At 68.4% G+C, this 15,270-nt stretch carries 15 protein-coding genes; 3 read left to right on the top strand and 12 right to left on the bottom strand.

The annotated features are described in order from the left end of the window. Window positions 1-5: 5 nt before the first annotated feature. Window positions 6-584, bottom strand: a complete 579-nt coding sequence (locus LJ657_RS31700; RefSeq protein WP_232652312.1) for a hypothetical protein — start codon at window positions 582-584, stop codon at window positions 6-8. A 151-nt stretch (window positions 585-735) separates the two neighbouring features. Here LJ657_RS31700 and LJ657_RS31695 point away from each other — a divergent pair, with 151 nt between their 5' ends. From LJ657_RS31695 to LJ657_RS31685, 3 genes are all read left to right on the top strand, one after another. After that, on the top strand, window positions 736-1,908 hold the full coding sequence (locus LJ657_RS31695) for a sensor histidine kinase (protein WP_232652310.1): 1,173 nt from the start codon (window positions 736-738) through the stop codon (window positions 1,906-1,908). After that, complete coding sequence (locus LJ657_RS31690) at window positions 1,905-2,555, top strand: response regulator (RefSeq protein ID WP_232652308.1); 651 nt, start codon at window positions 1,905-1,907, stop codon at window positions 2,553-2,555. The genes LJ657_RS31695 and LJ657_RS31690 overlap by 4 nt, the downstream gene beginning before the upstream one ends. Before the next feature lie 118 nt (window positions 2,556-2,673). Then, window positions 2,674-4,497: a glycoside hydrolase family 18 chitinase gene (locus tag LJ657_RS31685; protein ID WP_232652306.1), complete on the top strand. Its 1,824-nt coding sequence runs from the start codon at window positions 2,674-2,676 to the stop codon at window positions 4,495-4,497. Between the two features lie 487 nt (window positions 4,498-4,984). Here LJ657_RS31685 and LJ657_RS31680 read toward each other — a convergent pair whose 3' ends face one another. The 11 genes from LJ657_RS31680 to LJ657_RS31630 all read right to left on the bottom strand — a co-directional run bounded on the left by LJ657_RS31680 (window position 4,985) and on the right by LJ657_RS31630 (window position 15,159). After that, on the bottom strand, window positions 4,985-5,431 hold the full coding sequence (locus LJ657_RS31680) for a DUF2550 domain-containing protein (protein ID WP_232652304.1): 447 nt from the start codon (window positions 5,429-5,431) through the stop codon (window positions 4,985-4,987). 142 nt (window positions 5,432-5,573) lie between these two features. Beyond that, on the bottom strand, window positions 5,574-5,951 hold the full coding sequence (locus LJ657_RS31675; RefSeq protein WP_232652302.1) for a F0F1 ATP synthase subunit epsilon: 378 nt from the start codon (window positions 5,949-5,951) through the stop codon (window positions 5,574-5,576). A 110-nt stretch (window positions 5,952-6,061) separates the two neighbouring features. Further along, window positions 6,062-7,498 (bottom strand): F0F1 ATP synthase subunit beta, encoded by a 1,437-nt coding sequence (gene atpD, locus LJ657_RS31670; RefSeq protein ID WP_232652301.1) that lies wholly within the window; start codon window positions 7,496-7,498, stop codon window positions 6,062-6,064. Continuing rightward, complete coding sequence (locus tag LJ657_RS31665; protein ID WP_232652300.1) at window positions 7,498-8,430, bottom strand: F0F1 ATP synthase subunit gamma; 933 nt, start codon at window positions 8,428-8,430, stop codon at window positions 7,498-7,500. The genes atpD and LJ657_RS31665 overlap by 1 nt, the downstream gene beginning before the upstream one ends. Before the next feature lie 21 nt (window positions 8,431-8,451). Next, window positions 8,452-10,044, bottom strand: a complete 1,593-nt coding sequence (gene atpA / locus LJ657_RS31660; protein ID WP_232652298.1) for a F0F1 ATP synthase subunit alpha — start codon at window positions 10,042-10,044, stop codon at window positions 8,452-8,454. A gap of 149 nt (window positions 10,045-10,193) precedes the next feature. Further along, window positions 10,194-11,009, bottom strand: coding sequence for a F0F1 ATP synthase subunit delta (locus LJ657_RS31655; protein ID WP_232652297.1), 816 nt, complete (start codon window positions 11,007-11,009; stop codon window positions 10,194-10,196). Then, window positions 11,006-11,554, bottom strand: a complete 549-nt coding sequence (locus LJ657_RS31650; protein WP_232652293.1) for a F0F1 ATP synthase subunit B — start codon at window positions 11,552-11,554, stop codon at window positions 11,006-11,008. The genes LJ657_RS31655 and LJ657_RS31650 overlap by 4 nt, the downstream gene beginning before the upstream one ends. 34 nt (window positions 11,555-11,588) lie before the next feature. After that, a complete protein-coding gene (gene atpE, locus LJ657_RS31645) occupies window positions 11,589-11,834 on the bottom strand; it encodes an ATP synthase F0 subunit C (RefSeq protein WP_232652291.1) in 246 nt (81 codons plus the stop codon). 87 nt (window positions 11,835-11,921) lie between these two features. Further along, window positions 11,922-12,728: a F0F1 ATP synthase subunit A gene (gene atpB, locus LJ657_RS31640; RefSeq protein ID WP_232652284.1), complete on the bottom strand. Its 807-nt coding sequence runs from the start codon at window positions 12,726-12,728 to the stop codon at window positions 11,922-11,924. 294 nt (window positions 12,729-13,022) lie between these two features. Then, the gene (locus LJ657_RS31635) at window positions 13,023-13,475 is read right to left on the bottom strand and encodes a hypothetical protein (protein ID WP_232652283.1); all 453 of its coding nucleotides are present in this window, start codon (window positions 13,473-13,475) and stop codon (window positions 13,023-13,025) included. A gap of 358 nt (window positions 13,476-13,833) precedes the next feature. Continuing rightward, window positions 13,834-15,159, bottom strand: a complete 1,326-nt coding sequence (locus LJ657_RS31630) for an MraY family glycosyltransferase (RefSeq protein ID WP_232652282.1) — start codon at window positions 15,157-15,159, stop codon at window positions 13,834-13,836. Window positions 15,160-15,270: the final 111 nt, after the last annotated feature.

Below are 15,270 nucleotides of genomic sequence, written 5' to 3'. Positions count from 1 at the left end.
TCCTCTCACCGTCCGGTCAGGGTACGGCTCTCCTCCGAGGCGGTGGCAGCGTCTGCCCGGGCCTTCCTGGGCCAGATCAGATACGTCAGCGCGATCAGCCCGTGGATGACCAGGACCCGCAGAGCCGTCCACTGGAAGGTCCTCAGCGAAGACGTGTCACCGTGGCCCACGTACCAGATCGCGGCCTGCAGCAGCGCGCAGGCGACCGCGGCCGCCAGGACCGTGCGCAGCCAGAGCCGGCCCTCGTGGCGGGCCCGGGCCGGCCCGGAACGGGGCGGCCTCGGCGGGCGGGGGCCGCCGGCCAGGCGGTGGGCGGCGTGGCCGTCGAGCCAGGTGATCGTGTAGTGGCCGTAGGCGACGGTGTAGCCGATGTACAGGGCGGCGAGACCGTGTTCCCAGCTCGGCTCGGCACCGTTCTTCAGGTCCACCGCCGTCACCACGAACAGGACCAGCTCCAGCAGCGGCTCGCACAGCAGCAGCGCCACGCTGGTGCGACGCCGTTTCAGCAGGTGGCGGACGACCAGCCCGGCGGCCAGCAGCACCCAGAATCCGACCTCGCACGCGATGATCAACCCGACGACCACGACCCGCCCCTTCCCTCGTGCTTCCAGACTTCCGGTGGGTCCTGGCGCTTTCGTCGTCGGCGGTGACGAGGTCGCAGTACATCGAAGGATGCAGTTCCGGACCCTCCTCGGGAATCAGGCGGGCGGCACGCGGGCCGTGTTGGATGGACTCATGCCCGTACGGCTCCCCCGCCCCCACCGCTTCGACGTGTACGTCGCGGCCGGCGGGCTGCTCGGCGGCCTGCTGCTGGTGGGCATCGGTCTGGGCACCCGGAAGTCCGCCGACCCGATCACGCTCTTCGACGGCCCCTGGCCGGTGCTGCCGCCGCTGGTCGTGACGGCCTGCTGCGAGTTGCTGCGCCGCACCGCCCCGCGCACGGCTCTGCTGGTCGGCACGGCGGCGATCTGCGCGGACCTCGTGACCCAGGGCAACCTGGCCACGATCCTGATGTTCACCGACCTCGTCTACGCGGCCGTCCTCTACGGCGCCACCGCCTCGGCCCGCCGCATCCTGTGGATCACGGGGCTGCTCAGCGTGGCCGGGACGCTTGTACCGTTCGCGGTGTGGCGGGTGCCCGAGGCCCTGCTGATCGGTGTGGTCACCGGCATCGTGGCGTTCGGCCCCGCGGCCACCGGCTGGATCGTCCGCGACCACCGCGACGCCGCCGAATCCGCCCTACTGCGCGCCGAACAGACCGCTCTGCTGGCCGAGATGGACCGCACCCAGGCGGTCTCCGCCGAACGCGCCCGGATGGCGCGGGAACTGCACGACATGGTCGCCAACCACCTGTCGGCGATCGCCATCCACTCCACGGCCGCGCTGTCGATCGACGATCCGGGCACCTCGAAGGAGGCCCTGACCGTCATCCGGGAGAACAGCGTGGCCGGTCTCGCCGAGATGCGCCGGCTCATCGGCATCCTGCGGGACGCGGGCGCCGGAACCGAGCCCGCCGCCGCCCCCACCCTGGGCGGTCTCACCACCCTCGTCGACGGCGCCCGCGCCAACGGCCTCGACGTCCACCTCGACACCGACCACGGCCCGGTCCCCGCGCCGGTCGAACTCGCCGCCTACCGCATCGTCCAGGAGTCCCTGACCAACGCCCTCAAGCACGCCTGCCCGGGCAAGGTCACCGTTGCCCTCGCCCAGCGGGACGGCGTCCTGCGCGTGCGGGTGGCCAGCCCGTACGGCCACCGACCAGGCCCGCGCGCCCCTGGCTCCGGCGCCGGCCTGGTCGGCATGCGGGAGCGGGCGGCGCTGCTCGGCGGCACGTTCGACGCCGGTGCCGAGGGCGCGCTGTGGACCGTACACGCCACGCTCCCCCTGACCGAAGGAGATTCCGCATGAGCCGGTCCATCAGGGTCCTCGTCGCCGAGGACCAGTCCGCCGTCCGGGCCGGGCTGGTCCTCATTCTGGGCAGCGCACCCGACATCGAGGTGGCCGGCGAGGCGGCGGACGGCGAGCAGGCGGTGACACTGGCACGGGAGTTGAGGCCGGATCTCGTGCTGATGGACGTCCAGATGCCGCGCCTGGACGGGGTGTCGGCGACCCGGCAGGTCGTCGCGGAGGGCCTGGCCGACGTCCTCGTCCTCACCACCTTCGACCTCGACGAGTACGTCTTCGGGGCGTTGCGGGCGGGCGCGGCGGGCTTTCTGCTCAAGAACACCGAGGCGAAGGATCTCCTGGAGGCGGTACGGACCGTGGCGCGCGGGGAGGGCCTGATCGCCCCGGCCGTCACCCGTCGTCTGATCGCCGAGTTCGCCACCACGTCCGTACGCGAACCCACGGCCGATCCCACCGTCCTCGACAGCCTCACCCGCCGTGAACGCGAGGTGCTGTCCTGTCTCGGCGAGGGCCTGTCGAACGCCGCCCTCGCGACCCGTCTCGACATGGCGGAGGCGACGGCGAAGACGCACGTCAGCCGCCTCCTCGGGAAGCTGGAGCTGCGCAGCAGGGTCCAAGCGGCCGTACTGGCGCAGGAGTTGGGGATCTAGCGCGGCCCGCCCCAGAGTGGTCCAGACCTATTGACCGATGGTCCAGACCTTTCTATTCTCGCGGCACTGTGGGCGTGAAGGCTCAGTCATGCCCCCCAACTCCCCTAGGAGGCGCACCATGCGCTTCGGACACAGAGCCGCGGCAGGCTTCGCGACCCTGTTGCTGCCGCTGGCCGGTCTGGTCGGCCTCGCAGGCCCCGCCCAGGCCGCGACCACCGAGACGGCGACCTACGCCAAGACCCAGGACTGGGGCACCGGCTTCGAGGGCAAGTGGACGGTGAAGAACACCGGCACCACGGCCATCAGCTCCTGGACGGTCGAGTGGGACTTCCCCTCCGGTACGTCCGTCACCTCCGCCTGGGACGCAGACGTCACGTCCTCCGGCACCCACTGGACCGCCAGGAACAAGTCCTACAACGGCTCCATAGCCCCCGGCGCCTCCGTCTCCTTCGGCTTCAACGGAGCGGGCTCCGGCTCCCCGTCCAACTGCAAGCTGAACGGCGACAGTTGCGACGGCACCACGGTCCCCGGCGACGCGGCCCCCTCCGCTCCGGGCACCCCCACCGCCTCCTCCGTCACCGACACCTCGGTGAAGCTGTCCTGGTCGGCGGCCACCGACGACAAGGGCATCAAGAACTACGACGTCCTGCGCGACGGCAAGGTCGTCTCGACGGTCACCACCACCTCGTACACCGACACCGGCCTCACCGCCGGCAGCGACTACTCCTACACCGTCCAGGCCCGTGACACCGCCGACCAGACCGGCCCGGCCAGCGGCTCGGCAGCCGTGCACACCACGGGCGGCACGACCACTCCCCCGACCTCCGGCTCCACGGTCAAGCTCGGCTACTTCACCGAGTGGGGCATCTACGGCCGCAACTACAACGTCAAGAATCTGGTGACGTCGGGCTCCGCGTCGAAGATCACGCACATCAACTACGCCTTCGGCAACGTGACGAACGGCCAGTGCGCGATCGGCGACTCCTACGCCGACTACGACAAGGCGTTCACCGCCGACCAGTCGGTCAGCGGCGTCGCCGACACCTGGGACCAGCCGCTGCGCGGCAACTTCAACCAGCTGCGCGAGCTGAAGGCCAAGTACCCGAACATCAAGATCCTGTGGTCCTTCGGCGGCTGGACCTGGTCCGGCGGCTTCGGACAGGCGGCGGCCAACCCGACCGCCTTCGCGAACTCCTGCTACAACCTGGTCAAGGACCCGCGCTGGGCCGACGTGTTCGACGGCATCGACATCGACTGGGAGTACCCGAACGCCTGCGGTCTGTCATGCGACACCAGCGGAGCTGCGGCCTTCAAGAACGTGATGTCGGCGCTGCGCGCGAAGTTCGGCGCCGGCGCCCTGGTCACGGCCGCGGTCACCGCGGACGGCTCGTCCGGCGGCAAGATCGAGGCCGCCGACTACGCGGGCGCCGCGCAGTACGTCAACTGGTACAACGTGATGACGTACGACTTCTTCGGCGCCTGGGACGCCCAGGGCCCGACCGCCCCGCACTCCCCGCTCACCTCGTACAGCGGCATCCCGAAGGCCGGGTTCACCACGGCCGACGCCATGGCCAAGTACAAGGCGGCCGGCGTCCCCGCGAGCAAGCTGCTGATCGGCATCGGCTTCTACGGCCGCGGCTGGACGGGTGTCACACAGGACGCCCCCGGCGGCACCGCGACGGGCCCCGCCGCGGGAACGTACGAACAGGGCATCGAGGACTACAAGGTGCTCAAGACGTCCTGCCCGACCACCGGAACCGTCGCCGGCACGGCGTACGCGCACTGCGGCAGCAACTGGTGGTCGTACGACACCCCGTCGACCATCGCCGGGAAGATGAGCTGGGCCAAGTCCCAGGGTCTCGGCGGCGCGTTCTTCTGGGAGTTCAGTGGTGACACCAGCAACGGCGAGCTGGTGAGCGCCATCAACAGCGGGCTGAGCTGATCGTCCACGCCTCGCCCCCCACACCCGCCGCGGACGGTCCACGAGCCTGTCCGCGGCGGGCTTCTGCGCGCCCCGCACGCCCCCCGCGTGCGCGTCAGGGGGCCGTTCGGCCCGTCGTGGCGGGCCGGTCGGCCGGTGGGAGACAGCCGCTGACCGGGGACAATCGGAATCTCAGCGGCAAGCGGAACGACTCGTTCGGGGGGAACGTGATGACACGGGGGGAAGCGTTGCAGCACAGGCTCAACAGGTCCCATACGGCGCTGGACCGGCCACGCCGGTCCAGGTGGGCGGCCGGCGGGGTGTTCGCAGGAACTACGGCGGCGGCTCTCCTGGCCGCCTGGCCCATCAACGTCACGGTCTCGCTCAGCCCCGAGCCGCGCACGGTGGTCGTCGGTCAGGCCGACGCCCAACACCCGGTGTGTCCGGCCACGTCGGCACTCCGCCAGACTTCGTCCGGGGGCCGCACCCCCATTCAACGGGCAAGGAATTAGGCGACATTCACCCGTTGCCCGGGCGGGGCTGCCTCCAGCCACGCGAGGAAACCGGTCAGCGCGTCCTCGCTCATCGCGAGTTCGAGACGCGTGCCCCGGTGCAGACAGGTGAGGATCACCGCGTCGGAGAGCAGCGCCAGCTCCTCCTCGCCCTCGGGGAGGCGGCGACCGGCGACCTCGATCGCGGCGCGTTCCAGGACGCGGCGCGGGCGGTAGGCGTAGGAGAAGACGCGGTACCACTCGATGCGGTCGCCGTTGTAGCGGGCGACGCCGTAGCTCCAGCCTTTTCCGCTGGTGTCGGGTTTCTCCGGGACGTCCCAGCGCAGGCTGCAGTCGAAGGTGCCGCCCGAGCGCTGGATCAGTCTGCGACGCAGGCCGAAGACGAACAGCCCCAGCACCACAAGGGCGACCACGACTCCGCACACAGTCAGAGCGAGGACCATCGACACCGACCTCCTCGTCTCCTAGGTACCGAAAATAGGTAACGGAACGGAAAAAACCCTTATATCTGCCTCAGCCGCGGTCGGCTCCGGATTGCTCCGGTGCCGGCCGCGGCTGAGTGACGTCTCACATGGTGCGCTGGCTTCAGCGGGTCGCCGTCGCCGCCCGCAGTCGTACGTCCGCGCGACGCTCGGCGGAGTCGTCAGCCTCCGACCTCGCGCGCTCGAACGCCCGCTCCGCACGCTGGACATCGATCTCGTCCGCGAGTTCGGCGATCTCGGCCAGCAGGGACAGCTTGTTGTCAGCGAACGAGATGAAACCGCCGTGCACCGCGGCGACGACCGTTCCACCATCACTCGTACGGATGGTCACCGGGCCCGACTCCAGCACGCTGAGCAGCGGCTGGTGGCCGGGCATGACACCGATATCGCCGGACGCGGTGCGAGCGACGACCAGACGGGCCTCACCGGACCAGACCTGGCGGTCGGCAGCGACCAGCTCGACGTGCAGCTCAGCAGCCAAGGGTGGCTCCTCTGGTCACCACCCGGCGGTTGTGCCGGGTGTTGGTTACAAGTCTAGTGGGCGTGACAGAGGGGGCGGGACGCACCCGCCCCCTCACACGAGCCGAGGGCTCAGGAGACGCCCAGCTCCTTGGCGTTGGCCTTGAGGTCCTCCAGGCCACCGCACATGAAGAACGCCTGCTCGGGGAAGTGGTCGTAGTCGCCGTCGCAGATCGCGTTGAACGCGGCGATCGACTCGTCCAGCGGAACGTCCGACCCGTCGACGCCGGTGAACTGCTTGGCGGCGTGGGTGTTCTGGGACAGGAAGCGCTCCACACGACGGGCGCGGTGGACGACGAGCTTGTCCTCCTCGCCCAGTTCGTCGATACCGAGGATCGCGATGATGTCCTGGAGGTCCTTGTACTTCTGCAGGATCGTCTTGACGCGCATGGCGGCGTCGTAGTGGTCCTGCGCGATGTACCGCGGGTCCAGGATGCGGGACGTGGAGTCCAGCGGGTCCACGGCCGGGTAGATGCCCTTCTCGGAGATCGGACGGGACAGAACCGTCGTCGCGTCGAGGTGGGCGAAGGTGGTGGCCGGGGCCGGGTCGGTCAGGTCGTCCGCGGGGACGTAGATCGCCTGCATCGAGGTGATCGAGTGACCACGCGTCGAGGTGATGCGCTCCTGCAGCTGACCCATCTCGTCGGCCAGGTTCGGCTGGTAACCCACCGCGGACGGCATACGGCCGAGCAGGGTGGAGACCTCGGAACCGGCCTGCGTGAAGCGGAAGATGTTGTCGATGAAGAACAGCACGTCCTGCTTCTGGACGTCACGGAAGTACTCGGCCATGGTCAGACCGGCCAGCGCGACGCGCAGACGGGTGCCCGGGGGCTCGTCCATCTGGCCGAAGACCAGCGCGGTCTTGTCCAGAACGCCGGACTCTTCCATCTCCGCGATGAGGTCGTTGCCCTCACGGGTGCGCTCGCCGACGCCCGCGAAGACGGAGACGCCCTCGTGGAGGTTGGCGACACGCATGATCATTTCCTGGATCAGCACGGTCTTGCCGACGCCGGCACCACCGAACAGGCCGATCTTGCCGCCCTTGACGTACGGGGTGAGCAGGTCGACGACCTTCAGGCCGGTCTCGAACATCTCGGTCTTGGACTCGAGCTGGTCGAAGGCCGGGGCCTTGCGGTGGATCGTCCAGCGCTCACCGTCGTAGGTCTCGTCGGTGTTCAGTACCTCACCGAGGGTGTTGAACACCTTGCCCTTGGTGAAGTCGCCGACCGGGACGCTGATGCCCGCGCCCGTGTTGGTCACCGTGGCCTGGCGTACCAGACCGTCGGTGGGCTGCATGGAGATCGTCCGGACCAGGCCCTCACCCAGGTGCTGGGCGACCTCCAGGGTCAGGATCTTCTTCTCGCCGGCGTTGGCCGGGTCGGCCACCTCGACGTGCAGCGCGTTGTAGATCTCCGGCATCGCGTCGACGGGGAACTCCACGTCGACGACCGGGCCGATGACCCGGGCGACGCGGCCCGTGGCAACGGCCGTCTCAACAGTGGTCGTCATTACTTGTCACTCCCCGCGGTCGCGTCGGCCAGGGCGCTGGCGCCACCGACGATCTCGCTGATTTCCTGGGTGATTTCGGCCTGGCGGGCCGCGTTGGCAAGGCGGGAGAGCGTGTTGATCAGCTCGCCCGCGTTGTCGGTCGCCGACTTCATCGCGCGGCGGGTGGCGGCGTGCTTGGAGGCAGCCGACTGGAGCAGCGCGTTGTAGATACGGCTCTCGACGTATCGCGGCAGCAGGGCGTCGAGGACGTCCTCCGCCGACGGTTCGAACTCGTAGAGCGGACGGACCTCGCCCTTCGACGGCGTGTCCGCCGCCGACGACTCGGTGGCCACGTCCTCGAGGCTGAGCGGCAGCAGGCGGCCGTCAACCGCCGTCTGCGTCATCATCGAGACGAACTCGGTGTAGACGATGTGGAGTTCGTCCACCCCGCCCTCCGCCGTGTCCATCTCTATGGCCTCGATGAGCGGCCCCGCGATCTGCTTCGCGTCGGCGTACGAGGGCTCGTCCGTGAATCCCGTCCACGAGTGCGAGATGGTGCGCTCGCGGAAGTTGTAGTGGGCGATGCCACGGCGGCCGACGATGTACGTGTCGACGCCCTTGCCCTCGGCCTCCAGGCGCGCGGTCAGCCGCTCCGCTGCCTTGATGGCGTTCGAGTTGAAGGCGCCGGCCAGGCCGCGGTCGCTCGTGAGGAGCAGCACCGCGGCGCGGGTCGCGGACTCCGCCTCCGTGGTCAACGGATGCTTGGTGTTCGAACCGGTACCGACGGCCGTGACCGCGCGGGTGAGCTCGGTCGCGTAAGGGGTGGAGGCCGCCACCTTGCGCTGCGCCTTGACGACGCGCGAGGCGGCGATCATCTCCATCGCCTTGGTGATCTTCTTGGTCGCGGTGACGGATCGGATGCGACGCTTGTAGACCCGGAGCTGGGCTCCCATGAGTCAGGTCCCTTCCTTACGTCACTTGGCGGCAGCGGCCGGAGCGTCCTCGCCGAGCAGCTTGCCGTCGGAGGTCTCGAACTGCCTCTTGAAGTCCGTGATCGCGTCGGCCACGGCCGTCAGCGTGTCGTCGGACATCTTGCCGCCCTCCTTGATGGAGGTCATGAGGCCCTGCTCCTTGCGGTGCAGGTACTCCAGGAGCTCCTTCTCGAAGCGGCGGATGTCGCCCACCGGGACATCGTCCATCTTGCCGGTGGTGCCGGCCCAGACGGAGACGACCTGGTCCTCGGTGGCCATCGGCTGGTACTGCGGCTGCTTGAGCAGCTCGACCATGCGCTGACCACGCTCCAGCTGGGCCTTCGACGCGGCGTCCAGGTCGGAACCGAAGGCGGCGAACGCCTCCAGCTCACGGAACTGGGCGAGGTCCACGCGGAGACGACCCGAGACCTGCTTCATCGCCTTGTGCTGCGCGGAACCACCGACTCGGGAGACGGAGATACCGACGTTCAGCGCGGGGCGCTGACCGGCGTTGAACAGGTCCGACTCCAGGAAGCACTGGCCGTCGGTGATGGAGATGACGTTGGTCGGGATGAACGCCGAGACGTCGTTGGCCTTGGTCTCGACGATCGGCAGACCCGTCATCGAACCGGCGCCCATGTCGTCGGAGAGCTTGGCGCAGCGCTCCAGCAGACGGGAGTGCAGGTAGAAGACGTCGCCGGGGTAGGCCTCGCGGCCCGGCGGACGGCGCAGCAGCAGGGACACGGCGCGGTACGCGTCGGCCTGCTTGGAGAGGTCGTCGAAGATGATGAGGACGTGCTTGCCCTCGTACATCCACTGCTGGCCGATGGCCGAACCGGTGTACGGCGCAAGGTACTTGAAGCCGGCCGGGTCCGACGCCGGGGCGGCGACGATGGTCGTGTACTCCAGCGCGCCGGCCTCTTCGAGGGAGCCACGCACGGAGGCGATCGTGGAGCCCTTCTGACCGATGGCGACGTAGATGCAGCGGACCTGCTTCGCCGGGTCGCCGGTGCGCCAGTTGTCGCGCTGGTTGATGATCGTGTCGACGGCCAGGGCGGTCTTGCCGGTCTGGCGGTCGCCGATGATCAGCTGACGCTGACCGCGGCCGACCGGGGTCATCGCGTCGACGGCCTTGTAGCCGGTCTCCATCGGCTCGTGCACCGACTTGCGCTGCATGACCGTGGGGGCCTGCAGTTCAAGGGCGCGGCGGCCGGACGTCTCGATCTCGCCGAGGCCGTCGATCGGATTGCCGAGCGGGTCGACGACGCGGCCGAGGTAGCCCTCGCCCACCGCCACGGAGAGCACCTCGCCCGTGCGCTGCACCGGCTGGCCCTCCTCGACACCGCTGAACTCGCCGAGGACGACCGCACCGATCTCGCGCTCTTCCAGGTTCAGCGCGAGACCGAGGGTCCCGTCCTCGAACTTCAGCAGTTCGTTGGCCATGGCCGAGGGGAGGCCCTCGACCTTCGCGATGCCGTCGCCGGCAAGGGTGACCGTACCGACCTCCTCGCGCGAGGCCGCGTCCGGCTTGTACGACTGGACGAAGTTCTCCAGCGCGTCCCGGATCTCCTCCGGCCGGATCGTGAGCTCCGCCATCTGGGTTCCCTGCTCTCCTTGTTGGGCCCGAAGTCTTTGGGGGTCTGGGGCTGTTTCCCTCAGCGGCTGTGCCGCGGGCCCCCAGCAATCTTCTGCAATTTCTGCACGACCCAACCGGGCCGCTGTTCTTCTTGGTGGCCGACCGGCCGTCAGCCGGCCAACCGCCGTGACGCCTCTGCGAGGCGCTCCGCGATCGTGCCGTCGATGACCTCTTCGCCGACCCGTACGGAGATCCCGCCGAGGACCGTGGGGTCCACGTCCAGGTTCAGATGCATCTGGCGTCCGTACAGCTTCGCCAGGGCAGCACCGAGACGCTGCTTCTGTCCGTCCGTGAGCGGCACCGCCGAGGTGACGACGGCGACCGCCCTGTCCCGGCGAGCCGCGGCGAGTCGGGACAGTGCCTCGAGGCCTGCCTCCAGGCTACGTCCCCGCGGCCGAGTAACAAGGCGCACGACCAGCCGCTCCGTGACCGGGTTGGCCCGGCCGCCGAGCAGGCTGTGCAGCAGCTCGGTCTTGGCCTCGGCCGAGGCCGCCCGGTCGGTCAGCGCGGCGCGCAGTGCGGCGTTGGACTGGACGATCCGGCCGAACCGGAACAACTCGTCCTCGACGTCGTCGAGCACGTTCGCCTGCTGAGCCGCCGTCAGGTCGGCGGTGGCAGCGAGCTCCTCCACCGAGTCGACGAGGTCACGCGAACGCGACCAGCGCGAGCGGACCATCCCGGTGACCAGGTCGACGGCCGGACCGTCGACGTGTCCGGCCAGCAGCCGGCCCGCGAGTTCGCCCCTGGCCTCACCGGACTGCACCGGGTCGGTCAGGACCCGACGCAGGGCCACCTCGCGGTCGAGGAACTCGGTGACGGCGGCCAGCTGCCCGGCGAGCTGCCCGGCGTCGACCGACGATGAGTCGGTCAGGGCCTCTAGACGGTCTCGCGCGGCTGCGAGCGCTTCGCGGCTCGCTCCGTTCATGGCCGGGCCTCGGCCTTCGCCGCGCTCTCCTCGAGCCCGTCGAGGAAGCGGTCGATGGTACGGCTCTGCCGGGCGTGGTCCTCGAGGGACTCACCGACCAGCTTGCCGGCCAGGTCGGTGGCGAGCGTGCCCACGTCCTGCCGGAGCGCGGCGACCACGGACTTGCGGTCCGCCTCGATCTGGGCGTGACCGGCGGCGATGATCTCCTCGCGCTGCCGCTGGCCTTCCGCCCTCATCTCCTGGATGATCGTGGCGCCCTGCTCGGTCGCCTCCTGGCGCAGGCGTGCGGCCTCGTGCCTGGCCTCGGCGAGCTGAGCCCGGTACTGCTCAAGGATCTGCTGCGCTTCGGCCTGTGCCGTGGCCGCACGCTCCAGGCCGCCCTCGATCGCGTCGTGCCGTTCTTCCAGGGTCTTCTGGATGTTGGGCAGGAGCTTCTTGCCGAGGACGCCGAAGACGATGAAGAAGCAGATCAGGCCGACGATCAATTCCGGGGTGGCGGGAATGAGCGGATTCTCCGCTCCCCCCTCAGCCAGGAAGGCCATCATGTCTGAACCTTTCGTCGAGAGTGGCTACTGGTCGTCAGCTGCTGAAGACGAAGGGAACGACCAGACCGAGCAGCGCCAGCACCTCACAGAGGGCGAAGCCCAGGAACATGTTGGTGCGGATGATCGGCATGGCCTCGGGCTGACGGGCCATGGCCTCGATGGAGTGACCGAAGACCAGACCGATGCCGACACCGGGGCCAATGGCGGCAAGACCGTAGGCGATCGCGCCCATACGACCCGCGACGGTGGAGGCAGCAAGGTTAACGAGCTCGGCAGACATTTCCCTGTCTTCCTTTTGTGATGTGTGCGATGCGGTCCGTTGGGAGGGCTTCCCAGCGGCGGTGATGCGGGAGGGGTGCAGTGCGGGTCAGTGACCCTCTTCGAGCGCTCCCTGGATGTAGATCGAGGCGAGGAGCGTGAAGATGTACGCCTGAAGGAACTGGATCAGAACCTCCAGGGTGGTCATGGCGAGCGCCAGCAGGAACGAGCCACCGGCGACGGCCGACATGATCGACGGAGTGAGCAGGTACCAGGACGCCACGCTGAACATCACGATCAGCATGTGGCCGGCGAACATGTTGGCCCACAGCCGCACCGCGAGGGTGAACGGACGCAGGATCACGTTCGAGAAGAACTCCAGCAGGACGATCAGCGGCACGAGGGGCTTGGGCAGACCGTCCAGCCAGACCAGGTTCTTGACGCCGCCCTTGAACCCGTGCGTCTTGAACGTGAGGAACATGTACGTGATGTACACCAGCGCGGCGAGGACCACCGGGTACGCGAACCGCGAGGTCGCCGGGAACTGCGCCAGCGGGATGATGGACATCACGTTCATGATCCACACGAAGAAGAAGATCGACGTGAGGAAGGGGACGTACTTGCTGCCCTTCTTGCCGATCACTTCCAGGGCGATGCTGCGCGCGACGAAGTTGTAACCGATCTCGCCGACGAGCTGCATCTTCCCGGGCACCAGCTTCGGCTTGCGGAAAGCCGCGAAGAAGAAGCCGATCACGGCCAGCATGCAGATGACCGTCAGAAGCATCGGCTTCGTGAAGTCGAAGCCGCCGACGCTGAAGATCGGCTGGAAGTTGAACGAGTGGAGGCCCGGCGCGGGAAAGGCGCAGTCGGCATTGATGTGGCAGCCGCTTTCAGCGAGCAGCATGTGGGCACTCACCCGTGACTCCTTCGTCGTGACGCATAAGTAACGGCAACCTTGTGTGTCAGCGCGGCTGGTGAGGCCGCTGATCGGCACTGGGGACGTGGTGGTGTGACGGTGCCGCCGCAGTCCGTGGGGCGCATCCGCCGAGGGCCCGGCCGCTCGGATTCCGTGCTGTGAACACAGCCATCGGTCCGAGTGCGCCAGCGGCCGTGGAGGCGATGTCCTGTCCCGCCCGAGAAGCGGAAGGAACCCCCACCGGAAACGCTTCCGGACCATAGCAGATCGGCATGTATCGCCTTTACGTGCCCCCTACGCCGCATCACGGGACTCCGCCTTGACCGGGTCCGCCTCCTTGGCAGGCGCGGACGGCACGGGATCCACGTAGAGCATGCGACTGGTGAGGCTCTGCTTGACCTGGCCACCGACCCATGCCAGGGCGGTGGCCAGCAGGCTGAGAGCGAAGGCCCGGCCGTTGAACAACGTGGTGTCGCTGAAGGCGATGACGAAGAGGCCGATGAGCAGCATCTGCACGGTGTAGACGAGCAGTCCGGCGGTCATCGCCACCTGCGGCTTGTCCTGCGTGAGGCGCATCAGTGCGGCGGAGCCGAGTCCGAAGAAGCCGGCGACCACCGCGAGGGCCACCAGTCCGCCGACCAGACCCTTCTCACCGGCGACGACCGCACTGACAACGGTGGCGACGATTCCCACGGGGGCGGCGATGAGCGCTGCACCCCGCAGGATCCGGACGTCGTTTGGCTGCATGCGGACGGCTCCAACGGAAGTGGGGGTCGTATATAGACGTGGTGACCGGGTGTCACTGATCGGTGATCCGGTGCAGTGCAGAGGTTAACGCGAGAAGGTGTGGACGCTTCGGGCCAAAGGACCGTTCCGTCAAGGCCTTTCGAGCGCTTCACTCAACCGGTAGTGAACGCTATCACAAACTATTTGATGCGGTCTTTACCAAGAAGGTGTGCTTGCCGTCACACATGAGAGTGACCGTGCGCGTCTGTGCAAAAACTGGGTCGGTTTGCCTGCTATAGGGTGCTTTGCTCCCCCACGACTTGGCAATGCTCTAGTTAGATTCTTACCTTGCCAAGGTCAGCGCAAGGTCAGCACAAGGTCAGCGCGACGTACCGGCTTTCCGCCGGTCCAGGAAGCGCGGACGGGCGCCGCCGAGGGCGGTCGCACCGTTGACTCCCGCCACACCGGCCACAACAGGTGCGCGCTCTTCCTCGTCAACTGCGGCCGTGTGCGCGGGGGTCGACGCGGATTCGGCGACGGCCCGGCGGCGGCGGTAGCGCGGCGGGACGAAGTGCTCGGCCCAGCGCGGGGCGCGGGGCGCGAAGCGCGGCAGCAGGAGGAGCAGCAGGCCGATGGCGCTGAGGATCACGATGCCCAGCACGATCCACATGGAGGCCGAGTTGACCGAGTACGCCAGGGCGCCGAAGGCGATCAGCGCCGACCAGAAGTACATGATCAGCACCGCCCGGCTGTGCGAGTGCCCGATCTCCAGCAGCCGGTGGTGCAGGTGCCCGCGGTCGGCCGCGAACGGCGACTGGCCGCGCCAGGTGCGGCGCACGATGGCCAGGATCAGGTCGGCCGCCGGGATCGCGATGATCGTCAGCGGCAGCAGCAGCGGGATGTAGACCGGGACCATCTGGTGCACTGCCTGACGCTGGGACCCGCCGAACAGGCTGTCCGGGTCGACCTGCCCCGTGATGGAGATCGCGCCCGCGGCCAGCACCAGCCCGATGAGCATCGAGCCCGAGTCGCCCATGAAGATGCGCGCCGGGTGCATGTTGTGCGGCAGGAAGCCCAGGCACATGCCCATCAGGATGGCCGCGAACAGCGTCGCGGGGGCAGCGGCCTCGATGCCGTACGAGTACCAGAGGCGGTACGCGTACATGAAGAACGCGGCGGCGGCGATGCACACCATGCCGGAGGCGAGGCCGTCCAGGCCGTCCACGAAGTTGACCGCGTTGATGGTGATGACGACCAGCGCCACCGTCAGCAGGGTGCCCTGCCACTGGGTCAGCGCGACGGTGCCGACACTCGGGATCGGCAGCCACAGGATCGTCAGACCCTGCATGACCATGACGCCGGCGGCGATCATCTGGCCGCCGAGCTTGATCAGGGCGTCGATCTCGAACTTGTCGTCCAGGACGCCGATGAGCCAGATGAGCGCCGCTCCGGAGAGCAGCGCCCGCGGTTCGTTGGACTTCTCGAAGACCCCGTTGAGGTTGGTGAGATGGTCCGCGACCAGCAGGCCCGCGCACAGGCCGAAGAACATGGCGATCCCGCCGAGGCGCGGAGTGGGCTCACGGTGCACGTCACGGGCCCTGATCTCCGGCATGGCTCCGGCCACGATCGCGAACTTACGTACCGGCCCTGTCAGCAGATACGTCACCGCGGCCGTGATGCAGAGCGTCAGCAGGTATTCACGCACAGGCTTCCCCACAGGTCTCGCTGGCCATCTCAGCCCCACACCCTAGCGACGCACGCATATGAATGGGGACTGCCGGGTAGCGACGATGGTTGCACGCGTGCCTGTGCACGC

Source organism: Streptomyces guryensis (genome assembly GCF_021261325.1).
GTDB lineage: Bacteria > Actinomycetota > Actinomycetes > Streptomycetales > Streptomycetaceae > Streptomyces > Streptomyces guryensis.
Note: the sequence above shows the minus strand (reverse complement) of the source record. Positions and strands in the feature narration are given on the sequence as shown.